The 20,890-nt window shown below is 58.5% G+C and carries 19 protein-coding genes; 9 read left to right on the top strand and 10 right to left on the bottom strand.

What is annotated here, in order from left to right; translation table 11 throughout:
- The first annotated feature begins 124 nt into the window (after positions 1 to 124).
- Together AACY07_RS11975 and oadA are read left to right on the top strand one after the other, a co-directional pair.
- Positions 125 to 1,540, top strand: a complete 1,416-nt coding sequence (locus AACY07_RS11975) for an acetyl-CoA carboxylase biotin carboxylase subunit (protein ID WP_019826929.1) — start codon at positions 125 to 127, stop codon at positions 1,538 to 1,540.
- Between the two features lie 11 nt (positions 1,541 to 1,551).
- A complete protein-coding gene (gene oadA / locus AACY07_RS11970; protein WP_133074915.1) occupies positions 1,552 to 3,360 on the top strand; it encodes a sodium-extruding oxaloacetate decarboxylase subunit alpha in 1,809 nt (602 codons plus the stop codon).
- Positions 3,361 to 3,688: 328 nt separating this feature from the next.
- Here oadA and AACY07_RS11965 read toward each other — a convergent pair whose 3' ends face one another.
- From AACY07_RS11965 to AACY07_RS11955, 3 genes are read right to left on the bottom strand one after another with little or no spacing between them, the layout of a single operon-like run.
- The gene (locus AACY07_RS11965; protein WP_339474972.1) at positions 3,689 to 4,369 is read right to left on the bottom strand and encodes a GNAT family N-acetyltransferase; all 681 of its coding nucleotides are present in this window, start codon (positions 4,367 to 4,369) and stop codon (positions 3,689 to 3,691) included.
- 17 nt (positions 4,370 to 4,386) lie between these two features.
- Positions 4,387 to 4,833, bottom strand: coding sequence for a GNAT family N-acetyltransferase (locus AACY07_RS11960; protein ID WP_219261964.1), 447 nt, complete (start codon positions 4,831 to 4,833; stop codon positions 4,387 to 4,389).
- Positions 4,834 to 4,838: 5 nt separating this feature from the next.
- Entirely contained in the window at positions 4,839 to 5,468 is a 630-nt protein-coding gene (locus AACY07_RS11955; RefSeq protein WP_339474970.1) for an FMN-binding negative transcriptional regulator, read from the bottom strand.
- Positions 5,469 to 5,557: 89 nt separating this feature from the next.
- Between AACY07_RS11955 and pdxR the strand changes: the two genes are divergently transcribed.
- On the top strand, positions 5,558 to 7,114 hold the full coding sequence (pdxR, locus tag AACY07_RS11950) for a MocR-like pyridoxine biosynthesis transcription factor PdxR (protein WP_339474968.1): 1,557 nt from the start codon (positions 5,558 to 5,560) through the stop codon (positions 7,112 to 7,114).
- 102 nt (positions 7,115 to 7,216) lie between these two features.
- Here pdxR and AACY07_RS11945 read toward each other — a convergent pair whose 3' ends face one another.
- The 5 genes from AACY07_RS11945 to aspA all read right to left on the bottom strand — a co-directional run bounded on the left by AACY07_RS11945 (position 7,217) and on the right by aspA (position 13,726).
- The gene (locus tag AACY07_RS11945; protein ID WP_326397181.1) at positions 7,217 to 8,248 is read right to left on the bottom strand and encodes a histone deacetylase family protein; all 1,032 of its coding nucleotides are present in this window, start codon (positions 8,246 to 8,248) and stop codon (positions 7,217 to 7,219) included.
- A 127-nt stretch (positions 8,249 to 8,375) separates the two neighbouring features.
- Entirely contained in the window at positions 8,376 to 9,368 is a 993-nt protein-coding gene (locus AACY07_RS11940; RefSeq protein ID WP_339474966.1) for an AraC family transcriptional regulator, read from the bottom strand.
- Positions 9,369 to 9,438: 70 nt separating this feature from the next.
- Positions 9,439 to 10,443, bottom strand: a complete 1,005-nt coding sequence (locus AACY07_RS11935) for an asparaginase (RefSeq protein WP_326397183.1) — start codon at positions 10,441 to 10,443, stop codon at positions 9,439 to 9,441.
- Positions 10,444 to 10,499: 56 nt separating this feature from the next.
- The gene (locus tag AACY07_RS11930) at positions 10,500 to 11,921 is read right to left on the bottom strand and encodes an alanine/glycine:cation symporter family protein (protein WP_133074906.1); all 1,422 of its coding nucleotides are present in this window, start codon (positions 11,919 to 11,921) and stop codon (positions 10,500 to 10,502) included.
- A 380-nt stretch (positions 11,922 to 12,301) separates the two neighbouring features.
- Positions 12,302 to 13,726, bottom strand: coding sequence for an aspartate ammonia-lyase (gene aspA, locus AACY07_RS11925; protein ID WP_019826952.1), 1,425 nt, complete (start codon positions 13,724 to 13,726; stop codon positions 12,302 to 12,304).
- Between the two features lie 180 nt (positions 13,727 to 13,906).
- Between aspA and AACY07_RS11920 the strand changes: the two genes are divergently transcribed.
- The 5 genes from AACY07_RS11920 to AACY07_RS11900 all read left to right on the top strand — a co-directional run bounded on the left by AACY07_RS11920 (position 13,907) and on the right by AACY07_RS11900 (position 17,617).
- A complete protein-coding gene (locus AACY07_RS11920) occupies positions 13,907 to 14,824 on the top strand; it encodes a LysR substrate-binding domain-containing protein (RefSeq protein WP_219261959.1) in 918 nt (305 codons plus the stop codon).
- 231 nt (positions 14,825 to 15,055) lie between these two features.
- A complete protein-coding gene (purE, locus tag AACY07_RS11915; protein ID WP_016782937.1) occupies positions 15,056 to 15,547 on the top strand; it encodes a 5-(carboxyamino)imidazole ribonucleotide mutase in 492 nt (163 codons plus the stop codon).
- A gap of 11 nt (positions 15,548 to 15,558) precedes the next feature.
- Positions 15,559 to 16,644, top strand: coding sequence for a 5-(carboxyamino)imidazole ribonucleotide synthase (locus tag AACY07_RS11910; protein WP_219261958.1), 1,086 nt, complete (start codon positions 15,559 to 15,561; stop codon positions 16,642 to 16,644).
- A gap of 106 nt (positions 16,645 to 16,750) precedes the next feature.
- On the top strand, positions 16,751 to 16,999 hold the full coding sequence (locus tag AACY07_RS11905; protein ID WP_088378553.1) for a GlsB/YeaQ/YmgE family stress response membrane protein: 249 nt from the start codon (positions 16,751 to 16,753) through the stop codon (positions 16,997 to 16,999).
- Positions 17,000 to 17,080: 81 nt separating this feature from the next.
- Positions 17,081 to 17,617 carry a DUF3299 domain-containing protein gene (locus AACY07_RS11900; RefSeq protein ID WP_019826960.1) on the top strand — a complete coding sequence of 179 codons (537 nt, stop codon included), beginning with the start codon at positions 17,081 to 17,083 and terminating at the stop codon, positions 17,615 to 17,617.
- A 113-nt stretch (positions 17,618 to 17,730) separates the two neighbouring features.
- On the opposite strand, the gene AACY07_RS11895 is transcribed toward AACY07_RS11900, so the two are convergent.
- Both AACY07_RS11895 and AACY07_RS11890 read right to left on the bottom strand, forming a co-directional pair.
- Positions 17,731 to 18,630 (bottom strand): D-hexose-6-phosphate mutarotase, encoded by a 900-nt coding sequence (locus tag AACY07_RS11895; RefSeq protein ID WP_339474964.1) that lies wholly within the window; start codon positions 18,628 to 18,630, stop codon positions 17,731 to 17,733.
- A 57-nt stretch (positions 18,631 to 18,687) separates the two neighbouring features.
- Positions 18,688 to 19,089, bottom strand: coding sequence for an acyl-CoA thioesterase (locus tag AACY07_RS11890; RefSeq protein WP_003438129.1), 402 nt, complete (start codon positions 19,087 to 19,089; stop codon positions 18,688 to 18,690).
- A gap of 373 nt (positions 19,090 to 19,462) precedes the next feature.
- Here AACY07_RS11890 and AACY07_RS11885 point away from each other — a divergent pair, with 373 nt between their 5' ends.
- On the top strand, positions 19,463 to 20,752 hold the full coding sequence (locus AACY07_RS11885; RefSeq protein WP_133074902.1) for an MFS transporter: 1,290 nt from the start codon (positions 19,463 to 19,465) through the stop codon (positions 20,750 to 20,752).
- Positions 20,753 to 20,890: the final 138 nt, after the last annotated feature.

The following is a 20,890-nucleotide window of genomic DNA, read 5'->3' as shown; positions in this document are numbered from 1 at the left end:
ATTATTGATTTTTGTTTATTGTTGCGTGGGTCTAGTGTGACGACACAACGGTTCAGACACATTTGGACACGTGCCGACCTGGTCTAGCAGGTCGTTTGTTCCATGGGCTTTAGGGAAAATCCAAGTGATAAAAAAGATCCTGATCGCCAACCGCGGAGAAATTGCCGTCCGCATCGTGCGTGCCTGCGCCGAGATGGGTATTCGTTCCGTGGCGGTCTATTCCGAAGCGGATCGACATGCCTTGCACGTCAAGCGTGCCGATGAAGCCCACAGCATTGGCGAAGACCCGCTGGCCGGTTATTTGAACCCGCGCAAGCTGGTGAACCTGGCGGTTGAAACCGGTTGTGATGCCCTGCATCCCGGTTATGGTTTTCTGTCAGAAAATGCTGAGCTGGCTGATATTTGCGCCGAGCGCGGAATCAAGTTCATCGGCCCGTCCGCTGAAGTCATCCGCCGCATGGGCGACAAGACCGAAGCGCGCCGCAGCATGATCAAGGCCGGTGTACCGGTCACGCCAGGCACTGAAGGCAACGTTGCCGATATCCACGAAGCACTGCTTGAAGGCGAGCGCATTGGCTATCCGGTCATGCTCAAAGCCACCTCGGGTGGTGGCGGACGCGGGATTCGTCGCTGCAACAGCCGTGAAGAACTGGAACAAGCCTTTCCTCGAGTGATCTCTGAAGCCACCAAAGCCTTTGGCTCGGCAGAAGTGTTCCTCGAAAAGTGCATCGTCAACCCCAAGCACATCGAAGCCCAGATCCTCGGTGACAGCTTTGGCAACGTGGTGCATTTGTTTGAGCGCGACTGTTCAATCCAGCGTCGCAACCAAAAGCTCATCGAAATTGCCCCAAGCCCTCAACTGACCCCGGAACAGCGCGCCTACATCGGCGACCTGTCTGTGCGCGCGGCCAAGGCCGTGGGTTACGAGAACGCCGGTACCGTGGAGTTCCTGCTCGCCGAGGGCGAGGTGTACTTCATGGAGATGAACACCCGGGTGCAGGTGGAACACACCATCACCGAAGAAATCACCGGCATTGATATTGTTCGTGAACAAATTCGCATTGCTTCCGGTCTGCCGTTGTCGATCAAGCAAGAAGACATCCAGCACCGCGGTTTTGCCTTGCAGTTCCGGATCAATGCCGAAGACCCGAAAAACAACTTCCTGCCAAGTTTCGGCAAGATCACCCGTTACTACGCGCCCGGCGGTCCTGGCGTGCGTACCGACACGGCGATCTACACCGGCTACACCATCCCGCCGTATTACGACTCCATGTGTCTGAAGCTGGTGGTGTGGGCCCTGACCTGGGAAGAAGCGATGGACCGTGGTTTGCGCGCCCTCGACGACATGCGTCTGCAAGGGGTCAAAACCACCGCCGCGTATTACCAGGAAATCCTGCGTAACCCGGAATTCCGTAGTGGCCAGTTCAATACCAGCTTCGTAGAAAGCCATCCAGAACTGACCAACTACTCGATCAAGCGCAAACCCGAAGAGCTGGCCCTGGCCATCGCTGCCGCCATTGCCGCCCACGCAGGCCTGTGAGGAAAATTTTCATGTCCAAGAAGATCTTTGTAACTGACACCATCCTGCGTGACGCCCACCAGTCGCTGCTGGCAACCCGCATGCGCACTGAAGACATGCTGCCAATCTGCGACAAGCTCGACAAAGTCGGCTACTGGTCGCTGGAAGTCTGGGGCGGCGCCACCTTTGATGCTTGCGTACGCTTCCTCAAGGAAGATCCGTGGGAGCGTCTGCGCCAACTGCGTGCCGCCTTGCCTAACACTCGCCTGCAAATGCTGTTGCGCGGTCAAAACCTGCTGGGCTATCGCCACTACAGCGATGACGTGGTCAAAGCCTTCGTCGCCAAGGCAGCTGTCAACGGTATCGACGTGTTCCGTATTTTCGATGCCATGAACGACGTCCGTAACCTGCGCGTTGCCATCGAAGCGGTCAAGGCTGCTGGCAAGCACGCTCAGGGCACCATCGCCTACACCACCAGCCCGGTGCATACCACTGAAGCGTTTGTGGCCCAGGCCAAGCAGATGGAGGCCATGGGTTGCGACTCGGTGGCAATCAAGGACATGGCTGGCCTGTTGACCCCGTTTGCCACCGGCGAACTGGTCAAGGCGCTGAAGGCTGAAATCAGCCTGCCGATCTTTATTCATTCCCATGACACCGCCGGTCTGGCTTCCATGTGCCAGCTCAAGGCGATAGAAAACGGTGCCGACCATATCGACACTGCGATCTCCAGCTTCGCGTGGGGCACCAGCCATCCGGGCACCGAGTCGATGGTAGCGGCCCTCAAAGGCAGCGAATACGACACCGGTCTTGATCTGTCGCTATTGCAGGAAATTGGTCTGTACTTCTATGCCGTGCGTAAGAAGTACCACCAGTTTGAAAGCGAATTCACCGCAGTCGACACCCGTGTTCAAGTGAACCAGGTACCGGGCGGGATGATTTCCAACCTTGCCAACCAGCTCAAGGAACAGGGTGCCCTGAACCGCATGAGCGAAGTGCTGGCCGAGATCCCGCGTGTACGTGAAGACTTGGGCTTCCCGCCGCTGGTGACACCGACGTCGCAAATCGTCGGCACCCAGGCGTTTTTCAACGTACTGGCTGGCGAGCGTTACAAAACCATCACCAACGAAGTGAAGCTCTACCTGCAAGGCGGCTACGGCAAGGCGCCAGGCGAGATCAACGAGCAACTGCGTCGTCAGGCCATCGGTAACGAAGAGCTGATCGACGTACGTCCTGCTGACCTGCTCAAGCCAGAAATGGTCAAGTTGCGTGCTGAGATTGGTGCTTTGGCCAAGTCGGAAGAAGACGTACTGACCTTCGCCATGTTCCCGGACATCGGCCGCAAATTCCTCGAAGAGCGTGCTGCAGGCACCCTGGCACCGGAAGTATTGCTGCCGATTCCTGAAGCTGGCGGTGTTACCAAGGCGAGCGGTGAGGGTGTACCGACCGAATTCGTGATCGACGTACACGGCGAAAGCTATCGCGTAGACATCACCGGTGTAGGCGTCAAGGCAGAAGGCAAGCGTCACTTCTACCTGTCCATCGACGGCATGCCGGAAGAGGTGGTGTTCGAGCCGCTTAACGAATTTGTGGGTGGCACTTCGAGCAAGCGCAAGCAAGCGAGCGAGCCGGGCCACGTCAGCACTGCAATGCCGGGCAACATCGTTGATGTACTGGTTGCCGTAGGCGACGTCGTCAAGGCTGGCCAGTCAGTACTGATCACCGAAGCGATGAAAATGGAGACCGAAGTTCAGGCCGCCATCGCGGGTAAAATCGTCACCATCCATGTCATCAAGGGCGACCGCGTTAACCCGGGCGAAATTCTGATCGAAATCGAAGCCTGATACCGCCTTTGATACAAACGCTTTAAACCTCGGGGGAGCATGTGCTCCCCTTTTTTTTGCCCTGGATTTGAGGTGTCTCACAACACCTGTAGTCGTTGAGGGGCGTAGCGAGGCTGCAGTGGGTAGCGCTACATGCGCGAAACCATGTCGCACTGCGCCTCATGTACATCACAACAACCAGGTTGAAAATGACGTCGCGAAGGTGCGCTCTTCTTCAATCGCAGCCTCGCTACGTTCCTTCGTGACTAACTACGGGGTTGGTACTGGAAATGTCCTCGCTCTGAATAAAAAACGCCCAACAGTCCTTGTTGGGCGCATTGATCAAATTTTATACAGTTGATGCTCTGCATTCTTCCAGGGTCTTTATTTGGCCGCTTTCTGGTTGGTTATCCAGTGCCAGCCATTTTTCGAAGCCTGCCGCTATAGAGGGCCATTCCGTACCGATAATGCTGTACCACGTGGTATCACGATTCTTGCCTTTAACTACCATATGCTGGCGAAAGACGCCTTCGTATGTGTACCCCAATCGTACTGCAGTACGCTTTGATCGCGCGTTGTCGTTGTTGCACTTCCACTCCAAGCGTCGGTTGCCCAGTGCGAAGGCTTCCTTGGCCAGCAGGTAGACCGCCTCGGTACTCTTTGGCGAGCGCTGCATGGGGGCGCCGAAGGTCACGTGGCCGATCTCGATGCGCCCGTGCTCAGGGACGATGCACATCAGGCTGATCAAGCCTTGTGCCTCGCCGCTCAACTTATCAACGACGGTATAAAAATGCGGGTCACGACTGGCGGCATGGTTTTGCAACCAGGTATCAAACGTCGGACGCTCATTGAAGGGCCCGTAGGGTAAATAGTCCCAAAGCTTGGGATCAGCCTGCGGCCCCTGTAAGGCTAGCCATAGTTCATCGCCATGCCGTGCCGGGTCGAGCTTTTCCAGACGAATGAATTGCCCTTCAAGGGTTCGGGTATCGGGTGTTTTGGCCGCCAGCCAGTGTTCTAGAGAGTCGGGCATTGCGCGTTCCTTAGTTATTACAAGGTTTTGCGAAACTGGATAAAGCCAGGGCGCTCGGCAATGCGCTCATACAACTGGATCGCCGTGGCGTTGGTTTCCTGAGTCATCCAATAGACTTTGGCACAGTCTTTATCGCGAGCGACGGCATAGACGTGCTCGATCAGTTGGCGACCTACCCCTTTACCGCGAACCTGGGGGCTGACAAACAGGTCTTGAAGGTAGCAGGCGTTTTTAATGCTCCAGTTGGTGCGGTGATACACGCACTGCACCATGCCCACGGCCTTGTCGCCTTGCCAGGCAAGGGCCAGAGAGGTCGGCTCAGCCGGATCGAAAAAACGTGTCCAGGTGGATTGGGTGATTTCGTCTGACAGCTCGGTGTTGTAGAAGCGCAAGTAGGCCTGCCAGAGGGGGAGCCACTGTTCGTGATCAGCAGTGGTTGCGGGTTTGATCTGGATTTGAGTCATGTGAGCTATTCCTTGGCCATTAAGTGAGCGAGTGCGTGGTCTTGCGGGTTGCTGCTGGCCAGGAGTCCCTTGCGTACGCCCGCCTGGTCAGCGGCGTCGCGGTTCTGGCTGAGTTTGCGTTTGCCGTCCAGGCGGGTGATGGGCAGGCGAAAACCCACAATGGCCTTGAGCATGCTGTCGATGTAGTCCGCTGGCGCATCGCTGACCGACCAGGGTTGGGATCGACCGGCTTCGTGCTGGTTGCTCAAGCGGCTGACCAGCGCCAGTAAACGCTCGGCATCCTCGAAGACTTCTGCGGTGCCATAAGCGTGAACAGCGAGGTAGTTCCAGGTGGGCACGGCTTTACCGTGTTCGGCCTTGCCGGGATAAAAAGACGGGCTGATGTAGGCCTGTTCTCCGGAGAAAATCACCAGGGTTTCGGTCCCTTCAGACAGGGCCTTGCCGTGGGGATTGGCGCGGGCAAGATGGCCATACAGGGTGCCGCAGGCGCCTTCATCCGGGTTCAGCAGCAAAGGCACGTGACTGGCGATCATGCCTTGGCTGGCGTGAGTGACCAGCACGGGCAAAGGCGTGGCCAGCATCTGTTGATGCAGCATTGGGATGTCATCTACTGCGAAGGCGCGGGGAACGTACATAGAAATTATCCTTGGCGAATGGCCTCATCCTAGGCAGGCTATTGGTTTGTTGTAAGAGCCATTAATGGTCATTTTCATAGGTCCAATTCATGTCGGATTCAGCGCTTTCCATCGCCTTCAACCCAGCCGGAATCGAGCTTGATCCAAAAAAAGGCCTGAGCCGCCAGCTGTATCAGGCATTGCGCCAGCGCGTGCTCGATGGTCGGTTGAGTGGCGGTGCGCGGTTGCCGGCCAGCCGTGACCTGGCCACTGCTCTTGGTATTTCCCGTAATAGCGTGGTGCGGGCCTATGACCAGTTGTATGCCGAGGGGTTTATTGAGGGGCGAGTGGGTGATGGCACTTATGTCGCAAAACTGCCTGAAAAAGCGCTGCTGATAAAAAAGTTGTCCACCAACTTATCCACAGGGTTTTCAACAGGCTTATCCCCAGGGTTATCCACAAAACAGGCTGAATTACCTGTAATTACATCCAGTAAAGTTATCCACAGCACTGCTTTGAGCCGGGTCGCAAAGCACGCCCTTGACCTGCCTCCCAGTGGGGTTCCTCGTGCATTTCGAGTGGGGGTACCGGCGTTTGACTTATTCCCTTTCGAGGTATGGAGCAAGCTGCAGGCGGCTTTTTGGCGTAAGCCAGACTTGCAGCAACTGTGTTACGGCGATCCGGCTGGTGATGAACGCTTGCGTGGACTTATTGCGGCGTATTTGCGTACTTCGCGGGGTTTATCGTGCACTAGTGATCAAATTTTGATCACTAGTGGTGCGCAGCAGGGGATTAGCCTTTGTGCACAGCTGCTGGTGGAGCCGGGCGAGGGGGTGGCTGTGGAGAACCCGGGCTATCGCGCAGCAGCCTATGCGTTCGCGATTGCCGGAGCGCATGTGCAGGGTGTGGCGGTGGATCAGGACGGTATGGATTGTTCGGCACTGGCACACTTGAGCAACTGTCGGCTGGCCTACGTGACGCCCTCTCACCAGTACCCGAGCGGTGTGACCCTGAGCCTGGCCCGGCGTTTGGAACTGTTGGCCTGGGCTGAGCGCACCCAGGGCTGGATTGTCGAAGACGACTACGATGGCGAGTACCGTTACAGCGGTGCGCCGCTGGCCCCGTTGGCGGCTTTGGACCGTAGTGGTCGGGTGATTTATGTCGGCACGTTCGGCAAAGTGGCCTTTCCGGCATTGCGGCTGGGGTACCTGGTGCTTCCCAAAGGTTTGACCGAGCCGTTTGCCCGGCGCCGATCCCTCGATATGCGCCATTCGGAAGTCAGCACCCAGGCGGTCATGGCTGAGTTTATGGCGGCGGGGCATTTTCAGCGGCACATCCGGCGGATGCGTCGTGCGGCCTTGAGTCGACGGGATGTGTTGCTGGCTAATTGGCCTCATGCGCTGGACGGGGTGGGGCCGATGCCGACCATCGCCGCGGGGTTGCATGTTGCCGTGCCGGTGACGAGCTTTGCGCGGGAGCAGGCACTGTTGGCGCAGGCCAAAACGGCCGGCGTGGAAATCAACGGGTTAAGCAGTTATTGGCAGCAAGACTCGATTGAGCCTGTGGATAAAAGAGCGGGGCTGGTGCTGGGGTTTGCAGCGGTGCCCGAAGTGGAGATCAAGGCGGCGCTGGAGCGGCTGGGCAAGGTGTGGAATGGCAGCCGTTGAACCTGTGGGAGCGGGCTTGCTCGCGAGAGGGGCACTGTATTAATTCAGACAGACCGCACCGGCTGAATCATGAGCAAGCCCGCTCCCACAGGCAGGGCTTGATCATTGCGCGCTTTCAAACCCTTCAAGCACGTTCACCGCATTCACGCCGATTTCCTCAACGGCGTAGCCGCCTTCCATCACAAACAGCGTCGGTTTACCCAGGCGTGCAATGCGTTCGCCCATGCGCAGGTAGTCCGGGCTGTCGAGCTTGAACTGGGAAATCGGGTCGTTCTTGAACGTATCCACACCCAGTGAAACCACGATGACGTCAGCGTCGTAGCTTTCGATTTCGGAGCAGGCCAATTCAAGTGCTGCGCTCCAACGATCCCAGGCCGAGCCTGCGGCCAGGGGATAGTTGAAGTTGAAACCTTCGCCCGGTCCTTCGCCCAGTTCATCTTCGTAGCCCAGGAAGAACGGAAACTCGGCTTCAGGATGGCCGTGGATAGAGGTAAACAGCACGTCGCTGCGCTCATAAAAAATCGACTGCGTGCCATTGCCGTGGTGATAGTCCACGTCGAGGATCGCCACTTTGCGACGGCCCTGGTCGAGGAACGCCTGGGCTGCGATTGCTGCGTTGTTCAGGTAGCAATAACCACCCATCAAGTCGCTGGCAGCGTGATGCCCGGGTGGGCGGCAAAGTGCGAAAGCGCTGTGGGCGCCGTTTTGAATCTCGGCCTGGGCGGTCAGGGCGACTTGCGCTGCGCTATAGGCCGCTTGCCAGGTACCCGCAGTAATGGGGGCGCCGCCATCAAAACTGTAATAACCGAGCTGGCCGTGGAGGCTGGTGGGCAAAACTGCGCGCAAGGTTCGGGCTGGCCAGGTGTATGGCAGCAAGTCGCCGTCACGACCGTGTTCTGTCCAGCGATCCCAGGCGCCCTGGAAAAAATCCAGGTACGCGGCGCTGTGGATACGTTCGATGGGGCCCCGACCAAAGTCTTGCGGCGCGCGCACCGGTCCCAGTTCGCGGGTTTGTACCCGCTGCAGAATATGGTCGGCGCGAGAGGGCATTTCGAAGCAAGGCATCAATTGCCCGTCCATCAACTCACAGCGGCCATGATGAAGGTGATGATCGTCCGAGTAGATCGTCAGCATGTTCTTGTTCTCCCAAGGCTTTGGCGGTGGCCTACAGTTTTGCGGCCCGGGGTGTTTGAGAGAACGGCAGGAGCGGCCAAAAGGGGATGGATGTGGCCAACATCACTGACCGAAATTCGCCCCTGAATCAAACACGGAACTGGCTGGGCGCAACCCCGCTCCAGCGTACAAAGGCGTGGCGAAAGCTCGCGGTCTCACTGAAACCCAGGGTTTCGGCAATCCGGTAGATGGGCCAATCGGTGTCGTTTAGCAGCAGCTTGGCCCGTTCGAAGCGCAAGTCGTCGAGCAGGGTTTGATAGCTGCATCCCACGTCGTGCAAATGGCGACGCAGAGTACGCGGCGAGCAGTTCATTTGTTCGGCCAGCCCCTCAAGCCCCGGGGCGGCGTGCATCTGTGCGCCAAGGAGTTGGCGGATACGTTCCAGCCAGGTTTGCCGCCCGGTGAATTCCAGGTTCTGTTTACGGCAGCGCTCGGCCATCGCCTGATGGGTAACGGCATCGGCCAGCGGCAAGGGATGGTCAAGCCAGCGTTTGGCGAAAGCGAACGCATTGCTGTCGGCCTCGAACACGCGCGGGCAGTCGAAGCTTTGCCCGTAGCTGGCGTGGTAATCGGGCGCGCTGTGGGTAAAACGTGCACCCAATAGTGGCAACGGTTGGCCGAGCAGGTCTTCGCAAATGACCTTGAGCGAAACCAGGCATAACTCGGTATTGAATACCGCGAGCTGTGGGCCTTCGCCATACCCGCTGGCGCAGAACCACACCTGATCTCCTTCGACCTCAAGGCTGAGTTCAAAAAGTGTTCCCAGCAGCGCCGGGTAGCGTAAAGCCAGACGCAGTGCGTCACCTAAGGTGGCACTGGTGAGTAGGGCGTAACCCAGCATTCCGTAGGACGACACATGCATTCGCCGGCCCAGCTCCAGGCCGATTTCGCGGCGCAAGGCCACGGCGTTGGCGCACACGCGCATCTCCTGATTGGTCGTGATGCGTGTGTCTGCGCGGCTCAAGTCCGCCGCCCGGATGCCGCTACCCGCCAACAGTGCTTCGCTGGACAAGCCTTCGGCATTGAAGGTGCTGAGCACCAGCGAAACGGCGTTGAGCGTTGTGAGATGAGAGTGGAGCATGCTCGTTTCCTGCATGGAGGTGCAGGAAGCGAGCAAGTTGTGTGCCGGGGCGGGCGCAGCTACGCGTCGATCAGGCCAGTTCCCCGCACACGTCCAGCTCGATCAGGCGCCGGACTTCAGCCAGCGGCAGATCGGCACCGAGCAGGGCATGCAGTTTGCCGAACACGGCTTCACGGGTCATGCCACCCCCCGACAGCACGCCAACCCCACGCAAACGACTGCCAGCTTCGTACACGTCCAGTTCCACACCGCCTTCATGGCATTGAGTAATGGCTACCACCACAATGCCGTTCTCCTGCGCCCGTTGCAGGCTGGCGAGGAAATCCGGGTTATCGCTGGGGCCAGTGCCGCTGCCGAAGCATTCGAGCACCAGCGCTTCGATCCCGCTGCTGAGCAGTGCGTCGAGCTGGGCTGCGCCAATTCCCGGTACCAGTGGCAATACACCCACACTGGCTTCGTGCCCTGGATGGTTGTAGGCCAGCTCGTCCGGCAGTGATGTGGCTTTTGCCACGCCGCCGTTGCGCGTCAACGCCACAAACGGGTTGCGCCCAAAGCTACGGACCTTTGCGCAACGTGTCGGGGCCATCAATTTGCCGTGGAAGTACAGCTGAACCCCGTGAGGCTGGCCTTGACCCAGCGCCTGCAGTGCACCGCTGACGTTTTCCCAGGCATCGCTGTCCGGTACACCTGCTGGCAGCATGGAGCCCGTGAACAGAACCGGTGCTGGCAACCCCAGCAGTTGAAAGCACATCGCCGCCGCACTGTAGGCCAACGTGTCAGTGCCGTGCAGGACCAGGACGCTATCGCAGCCATCCTGTTCGATGGCTTCGATGATCGCGCCACGCAGGCGCAGCCAGTAGGCAGGCGTCATGTTGGCGCTGTCGATCAGCGGGCTCATCTCGCGAAAGGACCACTGCGGCACTGTCAGCGCCGGTTGGCTGGCGAGGTGCTCGCTCATGCGCGCTTCAAAACCCGACGCTGGCGCCAGGCCGCCGGCGCTGGCTTGCATGCCGATGGTGCCCCCGGTGTAGAGCACCATGACGCGTTGGGAAGGGTGGTGAGTGGCTGCAGTCATTGTTGAGTCCCCATAAGCAAAAACGCGGCGGTTCTGGAGAACCGCCGCGTCAAGTATCAGCGTTTTGTTTCTTCGACCTTGTCGGCCGGTTTTGGCGGCCAGGCCTTCAGGTCCAGATCCAGATCCGGGAATTTACTGGAATCGAACACCGGTGTCTTGATCCCCGCACGGCGCTGGTCATCGTAGTCCTTGAGCACGCGCATGCAGATCTTGAACAGCATCGCCAGGGCAATCAGGTTAACGAAGGCCAGCATGGTCATGGCGATGTCGGCGAACGCGAAAACGGTCTGCAGGTTTTCGATCGAGCCCCAGAAAATCAAAACCAGCACCAGTGCTCGGTAGCCAATCAGCGCCTTGCGGCTTTCGCCGACCAGGAAGCGCAGGTTGTTCTCGCCCAGGTAGTAGTTGTAGAGCATCGAGGTGAACACGAACAACGCCAGGGCCACGCTGATGAACACACGGCCCCACTCGCCGACTACGGCCGCCAGGGAGTTCTGGGTCAGGGCAATGCCGTCGCCTTCAAACCCCGGGGTGTAGAAGCCCGAGAGCAGGATCAGCAAGGCGGTGCAGGTGCAGATCACGAATGTATCGAGGAATACGCTGAACGCCTGAACCACGCCTTGGGCGATCGGGTGTTCAACATCGGCCACGGCGGCCACGTTCGGGGCGCTGCCCAGACCGGCTTCGTTGGCGAATACGCCACGTTTGACGCCCATCACGATCGCACTGCCGATCAGGCCGCCAAACACCGGGTCGAGGCCGAAGGCGCTCTTGACGATATGGCCCAGCATGGCGGGCACGTGGTCGAATTGCAGCACGATTACGTAGAGGGTCACGGCGATGTAGGCCAGGGTCTTGACCGGTACCAGCAGGTCAGCCACCGAAGCGATACGTTTGATACCACCGATAAACACCAGGCCCAGCAGAATGGCGATGGCCAGCCCTGAGTAACTGACATCGAAACCGAAGGCATCTTGCAGCGAGTGGGTTACGGCGTGGGCTTGCAGGCCCATGAAGGCGAAGCCGAAGGTGATCAGCAGCAGCACGGCCATCAACTGGCCCATCCACAATTTGCCCAGGCCATGCTTCATATAGAAGGACGGACCGCCACGCAGTTGGCCTTCAGCGTCACGACGCTTGTACAGCTGGCCCAGGGAACATTCGATCAGGCTGCTGGACATGCCGACCAGTGCGGTGACCCACATCCAGAACACGGCACCCGGTCCACCCAGGGTAACGGCAATGCCGACACCGGCAATGTTGCCCGCGCCTACACGGCCGGCCAGGCTCAGCATCAATGCCTGAAACGAGCTCAGTTCACCGGCGCTGCTGCGCAGGCTGTCTTTGAATACCGAAAACATGTGCAGGAAGTAACGAAACTGAACGAAACGCGAGCGGATCGTGAAGTAACCACCGAGCCCGACCATAAGCACGATTAGCACTTTCCCTGAGAGGAAGTCATTGATGACTTCAAGCATGGATTATTCCTCGCTGTTTTTATCTGATGGCAACACGGGCGGATCGAAATATCGCGTTACACCTGCTTGAGCAAGGCATAAACGTAGGCGATCAATGAGACCCTGGCCATGTTGCTGCTTGGTTTACGATGCTGTTTCCGTGCTGGCGATGGCCGCTGGTGCTGGGGCCGGGCACAGGAAGAGGGGCGGCACTATACCTAGGAGCGCAGGAAGCGTCTGCATAAGTGATTGATTTTTCATGTGCGAGTCGTCTTAAAAGGCATCACTTTGTGTCCGATTTGCCCTTTTTTCAGGCAAAAAAAAGGACCTGCAGACGTATCTGCAGGCCCTCAAAAGGTGAGAGGTGTCTAGTCCCTCGACCTGGTGAGCGTGTTACAGCATCAGGCCTTGAGAGGCACCAGACGCGGAGCAATCATGTTTTCCGGGCGCAGGATGTCGTCGAGCATGGCGTCGTCGAGCAAGCCTTCTTCGCGCACCAGTTCCAGTACGCCACGGCCGCTTTCAAGGGCGATACGGGCAATACGGGTGGCGTTTTCATAGCCGATGTACGGGTTCAGTGCAGTCACCAGACCGATCGAGTGCTCGACCAGTTCGCGGCAGCGTGCTTCGTTGGCGGTGATGCCGACGATGCAGTGCTCGCGCAGCATGTCCATGGCGCGTTGCAGCAGGCGGATCGAGTCGAAGATCTTGAAGGCGATCAGCGGCTCCATCACGTTCAGTTGCAGTTGACCGCCTTCGGCAGCGATGGTCAGTGCCAGGTCGTTACCGATGATCTGGAACGCAACCTGGTTAACGGCTTCCGGAATAACCGGGTTGACCTTGCCTGGCATGATCGAGCTGCCTGGCTGACGCGCTGGCAGGTTGATTTCGTTGATGCCGGTGCGCGGGCCGCTGGAGAGCAGGCGCAGGTCGTTGCAGATCTTCGACAGTTTGACCGCGGTACGCTTGAGCATGCCGGAGAACAGTACGAAGGCGCCCATGTCGGACGTGGCTTCGATCAGGTCGGCAGCCGGTACCAGCGGGTGACCGCTGATGGTTGCCAGACGGTTGACGGCCAGCAATTGGTAGCGCGGGTCGGCGTTGATGCCGGTACCGATGGCAGTACCGCCCAGGTTCACTTCGGTCAGCAGCTCTGGTGCCAGTGTTTTCAGGCGTGCAAGGTCTTCACCCAAAGTGGTGGCAAACGCGCGGAACTCTTGACCCAGGGTCATCGGCACGGCGTCTTGCAGTTGGGTGCGGCCCATTTTCAGCACGTGGCTGAACTCAACGCCTTTGGCGGCGAACGCCTGGATCAGACTGTCGAGGCTGGCAAGCATGGCATCGTGACCCAGCAGCAGACCCAGACGGATCGCAGTCGGGTAGGCGTCGTTGGTCGACTGCGCCATGTTGACGTCGTTGTTAGGGTGCAGGTACTGGTACTCGCCCTTCTGGTGGCCCATAGCCTCCAGCGCGATGTTGGCGATGACTTCGTTGGCATTCATGTTGGTTGAAGTGCCAGCGCCGCCTTGAATCATGTCCACCACGAACTCTTCGTGGAAATCGCCGCGGATCAGGCGGGCACAGGCTTCGCTGATGGCAGCGTGCTTGGCGTCGCTCAGATGACCCAGCTCGCGGTTGGCGTCAGCGGCGGCTTGTTTAACCATGGCCAGGCCCACAACCAGCTTCGGGTAGTGCGAGATCGGGACGCCGGACAAGCGGAAGTTATGCACCGCTCGCAGGGTCTGGATGCCGTAATACGCTTGAGCCGGTACTTCGAGTACGCCAAGCAGGTCTTTTTCGGTACGGAAAGATGCAGCGGAGGACATGATAGAAATCATCTCGATATGAACCCGGTCTGGGCCGGAACGCTGCGAATCCTAGGCCTGCAGTCTATTTTGGGCCAATGCCTTTAAACACTATCCTATGCATAAACGGCATAATGGCGACGTGACGCGGCAGGCGCGTCGAGCGTGTGACCCATTTTGGTGCGCGTCCGGGAGGACTCGATGAATCTCGAAAGTAAATGGTTAGAGGACTTCAGTGCCCTGGCTGCTACTCGCAGTTTTTCCCAGGCGGCAGAGCGTCGTTTCGTCACTCAGCCGGCCTTCAGTCGGCGTATTCGAAGCCTTGAAGCGGCGCTTGGGCTGACCTTGGTGAATCGTTCCCGCACCCCGGTGGAGTTGACTGCGGCCGGTCAGCTGTTTTTGGTTACGGCACGTACGGTGGTCGAGCAGTTGGGTGAGGTGTTGCGTCATCTTCATCACCTCGAAGGCGGGCAGGGCGAGGTCATGCAAGTGGCTGCCGCACACTCCCTGGCGCTGGGGTTTTTCCCGCGGTGGATCGCCCAATTGCGCAATGAAGGTCTGAATATCGCCACCCGGCTGGTTGCGACTAACGTCGGAGACGCGGTGCATGCTTTACGCGAAGGCGGCTGCGATTTAATGCTGGCTTTCTACGATCCGGACGCTGCCTTGCAGATGGATCCGGAGATTTTTCCGTCATTGCACCTGGGCAACACCGAAATGCTCCCGGTGTGTGCGGCCGATGCAGACGGCAAGCCGTTGTTTGACCTTGAAGGTGAAGGCAGTGTGCCGTTGCTGGCCTATAGCGCTGGCGCGTTCTTGGGCCGCTCGGTGAATCTGCTGCTGCGCCAGCGCAGCCTGCGCTTCACCACTATTTATGAAACGGCCATGGCCGACAGCCTCAAGAGCATGGCCCTGGAAGGGTTGGGCATTGCCTGGGTGCCGCACCTGAGCGTGCGCGCCGAGCTGGCGCGAGGTGAGCTGGTGGTGTGTGGTGGCCCGCAATGGCATGTGCCGCTGGAGATTCGCCTGTACCGCTGCGCCCTGGTGCGCAAGGCCAACGTGCGGTTGTTGTGGCGCAAGTTGGAGAACCCGACCGGCCAGGCGCCAACGCCGGCCTGAGGTGATTTTTTCATTTGACCTTAGAGTCAATAAAACCGGGCGTCCGGGCCGTTTTTACCGTGCAAGACAGATGGTCGCCAAAGGTGCTGTCAAAACACCTCTTTGCGGTATACTGCGCGGCCTTCGGCTGGCTTGACCGGCCTTAATTCCTATAACAAGCCACGTCGGATCCTCCACGTGGCTTGTTGTTTTTTGACGCGCCTGCGGGCGCCCAAGAGAAGAGGCGCGACGATGAGTGCACTGGTAGGCGTGATCATGGGCTCCAAGTCCGATTGGTCCACCCTCAGCCACACCGCCGATATGCTGGAAAAACTCGGCATTCCTTACGAAGTGAAAGTGGTCTCTGCCCACCGCACTCCGGATCTGCTGTTCCAGTATGCCGAAGAGGCCGAAGGCCGCGGGATCGAGGTCATCATCGCTGGTGCCGGTGGCGCAGCCCACCTGCCAGGCATGTGTGCGGCTAAAACCCATTTGCCTGTACTGGGTGTTCCGGTGCAGTCGGCCATGCTGTCGGGCGTCGACTCGCTGCTGTCGATCGTACAAATGCCAGCGGGCATTCCGGTTGCAACCCTGGCCATCGGCAAAGCGGGCGCGATCAACGCGGCCCTGTTGTCGGCGAGCATCCTGGGTGCCAAACACCCGCAGTTCCATACCGTATTGAAAGCATTCCGTGCTGAACAGACAGACAGCGTGCTGGACAATCCAGACCCGCGCGTAGCCTGAGGTTTCTGACGATGAAAATCGGTGTAATCGGTGGCGGCCAACTGGGCCGTATGCTGGCCTTGGCGGGCACTCCGCTGGGCATGAACTTCGCTTTCCTTGACCCGGCTCCCGATGCCTGCGCAGCCGCACTGGGCGAACATCTGCGTGCGGATTACAGCGACCCGGATCACTTGCGCCAACTGGCCGATGAAGTCGATCTGGTGACGTTTGAGTTCGAAAGCGTTCCAGCTGAAACCGTGGCTTTCCTGTCGCAATTCGTCCCGGTGTATCCAAGTGCCGAAGCGTTGCGCATTGCTCGCGACCGCTGGTTCGAAAAGAGCATGTTCAAGGACCTGGGCATTCCGACGCCGGCGTTTGCCGACATTCAGTCCCAGGCGGACCTGGATGCGGCAGTCGCCACTATCGGCCTGCCTGCCGTGCTCAAGACCCGCACCCTGGGTTATGACGGCAAGGGCCAGAAAGTGCTGCGCACACCGGCCGATGTAGTGGGCACGTTTGCCGAGCTGGGCAGCGTGTCGTGCCTGCTGGAAGGTTTTGTACCGTTTACCGGTGAAGTGTCGCTGATCGCCGTACGCGGTCGTGATGGCGAGACCCGCTTCTATCCGTTGGTCCACAACACCCACGACAGCGGCATTCTCAAGCTGTCGGTCGCCAGCACGGATCACCCGCTGCAAGCTTTGGCTGAAGACTACTCCAGCCGTGTGCTCAAGCAGCTGGATTACGTCGGCGTGATGGCATTCGAGTTTTTCGAAGTCGACGGCGGCCTCAAGGCCAACGAAATTGCCCCGCGTGTGCACAACTCCGGGCACTGGACCACTGAAGGCGCCGAGTGCAGCCAGTTTGAAAACCACTTGCGGGCCATTGCTGGCTTGCCGCTGGGTTCGACGGCCAAGGTCGGTGAGAGCGCCATGCTCAACTTCATCGGCAGTGTGCCACCCGTTGAAAAGGTGATCGCGATTGCTGATTGCCATCTGCATCACTACGGCAAGGCGTTCAAGGTCGGCCGTAAAGTCGGTCACGCCAACCTGCGCTGCGCAGACATGGCCACGCTGCAAGCGCAAATCCTCAAGGTTGAAGCCCTGATCGACGAAGCGTAAATCGCTTTCGCCGGGAACCATTGGGTTGTAGCTGCTCTCTGATGGCGTGATGCCAAAGTGCTGACTAGGCTTTGGTATAACGCCATCTAATCAAGAGGAAGCGCCCATGGGCATCATCGGAACCATTTTCATAGGCTTGATCGTTGGCCTGCTGGCCCGTTTCCTGAAACCGGGTGACGACAGCATGGGCTGGATCATGACCATCCTGCTGGGTATCGGCGGTTCGCTGGCGGCTACCTATGGTGGCCAGGCGCTGGGTATCTACAAGGCGGGCGAGGGTGCCGGTTTTATCGGTGCCGTGGTAGGTGCTGTGATCTTGCTGATCATCTACGGCATGGTGTCGAAAAAGTCCTGATTTAACGCTTTGGTTCTCTCTGCGCCAGCCGCAGAGAGGGCTAAACTGCGCGCGTTCAATCCTTCTTTTATCGAGCCTTGCATGCGCCGTCTTCTACTGACTTTTCTTTTGCTGGGCTCAGGCCTGGTACACGCGGCAGAACTGCCCGAAACCGACTGGCTTGAATTGATGCCGATGTCGGATCAAAAAGCCCTCGAACAAATGCCCGAAATTGACCATGACTCGCCCGAGGCCAATGGTACGTTTACCGATAAGGGTGGTTTGAAGCAGAGCAAGGGTTTGCCGGCCGTGATGTATTCCAGCAAAACCGTTGCGGGCATGAACGGTAAAAATATCCGTCTGGGCGGTTATCCCGTGCCTCTGGAAACCGATGCCAAGGGGCGCAGCACGCTGTTTTTCCTGGTGCCGTACCCGGGCGCCTGCATTCATGTGCCGCCTCCGCCGCCCAATCAGTTGGTGCTGGTGCGCTACCCCAAGGGTCTGAAGCTGGATGACATCTACACGCCGCTCTGGGTCATGGGCACGCTGAAGGTCGAGAAGGTCAGCAATGACCTGGCCGATGCGGCCTATGCGCTGGATGCCAGCAAGGTGCGGGTGGTGGTCGAGGAAGATTTGTAGGGCTTGAAACCTTAGTGGGAGCGGGCTTGCTCGCGATGCAAGCGATTCGGTACGACAGGCCTGTCGAGTTGACGCCATCGCGAGCAAGCCCGCTCCCTCAGGTTTTGTGTGTATCAGGCTTTCAGCCGCTTGCTCGCAATGCTCACACCAATCGTATGACTGGCGCCTGGCTCCAGGGTGATTACGTCGTCCATCACATTGGCGGTTTCGATGCACAGCATGCGTTGCCAGCCATCTGCTGCCATATCGCTGAAGCTGGCAGTCTTGTCGATCCACGGGTTCCAGATCACCGCTGAGCGTGAGCCACGGCTGGTCAGCTCAAGGGTGCGCGACCAGTCGGGGTCGACGATGCTCAGTTGCTGCGGTGTGTCGAGATAGATGCGGTCGGTTTCGCCGCTGAAGGTCAAGTCGCCCGACTGTTTGACGTGTTCCCAGTCGTTGAGCGTATCGATGTAGGTCAGGCCTTCTACCCCTTGAACCTGAACCTTGCGCACGTCACTGACCGCGAAGTAACTGTGCAGCGCCTGGCTGATGCTGACCGGGATGTCGCTGCGATTATGGCTGGTGAGGCTGATGTGCAACTGGGTGTCGAGGCGAATGCTCAGCGTGAGCGCCACATCGTGGGGCCAGCCGGGCAGGCCGCCTTCGATGTGGGGCAGGCCCAGTTCAATATGCAGCGCTTCGCCCGCATCATCGATCTCCAGCACTTCCCACTCGCGGGTACGTACCAGGCCGTGAGCGGTGGCAGGCTCATCACTGTGGCGCATGGCCTGTACGCTTTGCGGGTTCAGCGCCAGATTGCCAAACCATGGCCAGCACACTGGCACGCCAGTGCGAATGCCTTTGCCCTGTTTGTACTGCGCTTTTTCGTTGAGCCAGATAATGGGAGGCTCATCGCCTATCTGATAGCTGAGTACCTGTGCGCCCTGTTTTGCGATCAACAGTTGTGCCTGACCATGCTGGAAGTGCCAGCACTCCAGTTCGTCCAGGGTGACTGACTCAATGTGGTGCATGGCAGGCTCTCTATTTCAGTGGCAAAGGCAGCAGTGGGCAGGCAAACCGCGAAAAATTCAGCGACGCGGTGGAACGGAGCGGGTACGACCGCTGCCATCAATGGCAACAAACACAAAGACGGCTTCGGTCACTTTGCGCCACTCGCTGGACAACGGGTCGTCACTCCACACTTCAACCATCATCTGGATCGAGCTGCGGCCGATCTCCAGTGCCTGGGTGTAGAACGACAATTGCGCGCCAACGGCCACAGGCACCAGAAACGCCATGCGATCAATAGCGACAGTGGCTACACGGCCACCTGCAACCTTACTGGCCATAGCGGTACCGGCGAGGTCCATTTGTGAAACCAGCCAGCCACCGAAAATGTCACCGAAACCATTGGTTTCACGTGGCAGGGCGGTGATTTGCAAGGCGAGGTCGCCTTGCGGGATTGGATCTTCTTGTTCGAGCTCTAGCATGCCGAAGGGCCTCTGACCCGTGATTCTTCATGAGTACTGCGGGTGAAAAAGCGTCTTTAGAAAAACGATTCAGCCCGAACATACTACGTTCGTCACGTTCTTCATAAGCCGCGCCAAGGGGAAACTCTGCGAAACCGGCTGAAGTCATCCTGCGGGCGTTTTCGCACAGCAACCTCAGAAGTTACCAAGTGTTTCTTACAGCGGGAGTATATCGGGCGACAGCCTGGCCGACGACCTCCTGATACTGCTTTTTGCGTGCGCTGCACGTCTAGCTCTGTGCTTTTGCAAACAATTTGTTATCTTTCAAAACCTGCCCAGCCCCTGCCGGCGAAGTTGCAGCTTTTGCCGAGCCTAATAAGAGAAGCATTACCCCATGATCACAGAGCCTTCCAGTGCTGCACCGCCTTCGCGGCCGTTGACCCGTAATGACTACAAAACCTTGTCGCTGTCTGCCCTGGGTGGTGCGCTGGAGTTTTACGATTTCATTATTTTTGTGTTTTTTGCCACCGTGGTCGGCAAATTGTTCTTCCCGGCGGACATGCCCGAGTGGCTACGCCTGATGCAAACCTTCGGCATTTTTGCTGCCGGTTATCTGGCGCGTCCGCTGGGCGGCATTGTCATGGCGCACTTTGGTGACCTGCTGGGGCGCAAAAAGATGTTCACCTTGAGCATCTTCATGATGGCCGTACCGACCCTGATCATGGGCTTGCTGCCGACCTATGCGCAGATCGGCATGTGGGCGCCGATCCTGTTGCTGCTGATGCGTGTGATTCAGGGCGCCGCCATTGGTGGTGAAGTGCCGGGAGCCTGGGTATTTGTGGCCGAGCACGTACCGCCACGCCATGTGGGTTATGCCTGCGGCACACTGACCTGCGGGCTGACGGCAGGGATTCTGCTGGGCTCGCTGATGGCCACGGCCATCAATACGATCTACACACCGGCTGAAGTCTCTGATTTCGCGTGGCGGATCCCATTCCTGATGGGCGGTGTATTCGGTTTGTTCTCGGTCTACCTGCGTCGCTGGTTGCACGAGACTCCGGTGTTCGCCGAGTTGCAATTGCGCAAGGCGCTGGCCGCTGAAGTCCCGCTCAAGACCGTGTTGCGTGATCACCGCGGGGCGATTGTGATCTCGATGCTGCTGACCTGGTTGCTGTCTGCCGGGATCATTGTGGTCATCCTGATGACGCCGACGGTTCTGCAAACCATCTACGGTTTTTCTGCGACGACCTCGTTGCAGGCCAACAGCCTTGCGATCGTTTTCTTGAGCTTGGGCTGCATTGCCTCGGGCGCCCTGGCTGACCGCTTTGGTGCGGGCAAAGTGTTTGTGGTGGGTTGCGCCGGGTTGCTGATCAGCTCGTGGACCTTCTATCACAGCCTGCTGCAACACCCCGACTGGCTGTTCCCGTTGTATGCCCTGAGCGGTCTGTTTGTAGGCACCATCGGCGCCGTGCCCTACGTGATGGTCAAAGCTTTCCCGGCGGTGGTGCGCTTTAGTGGTCTGTCGTTTTCCTACAACCTGGCCTACGCCATCTTTGGCGGCCTGACCCCAATGGCCGTGACCTTGTTGCTCAAGGAAAGCCCGATGGGCCCGGCGTATTACGTGGCAATCATTTGCACGATGGGCCTGCTGGTAGGTGCTTACCTGTGGAAGAAGGGGCGCTGATCGGCGGCTTGTCTGTCGCGACACCTCGTTAGCCTCTCCCTGAAGGCCATCATTTGTAACGAATGATGGCCTTTCATCTAATTGTCACAATCGGTTCATAGAGTAGTCACATGGCCTGCAGATACTGGCCCCCGATTC

It is taken from the genome of Pseudomonas sp. RL_5y_Pfl2_69 (genome assembly GCF_963970465.1).
Classification (GTDB): domain Bacteria; phylum Pseudomonadota; class Gammaproteobacteria; order Pseudomonadales; family Pseudomonadaceae; genus Aquipseudomonas.
Note: the sequence above shows the minus strand (reverse complement) of the source record. Positions and strands in the feature narration are given on the sequence as shown.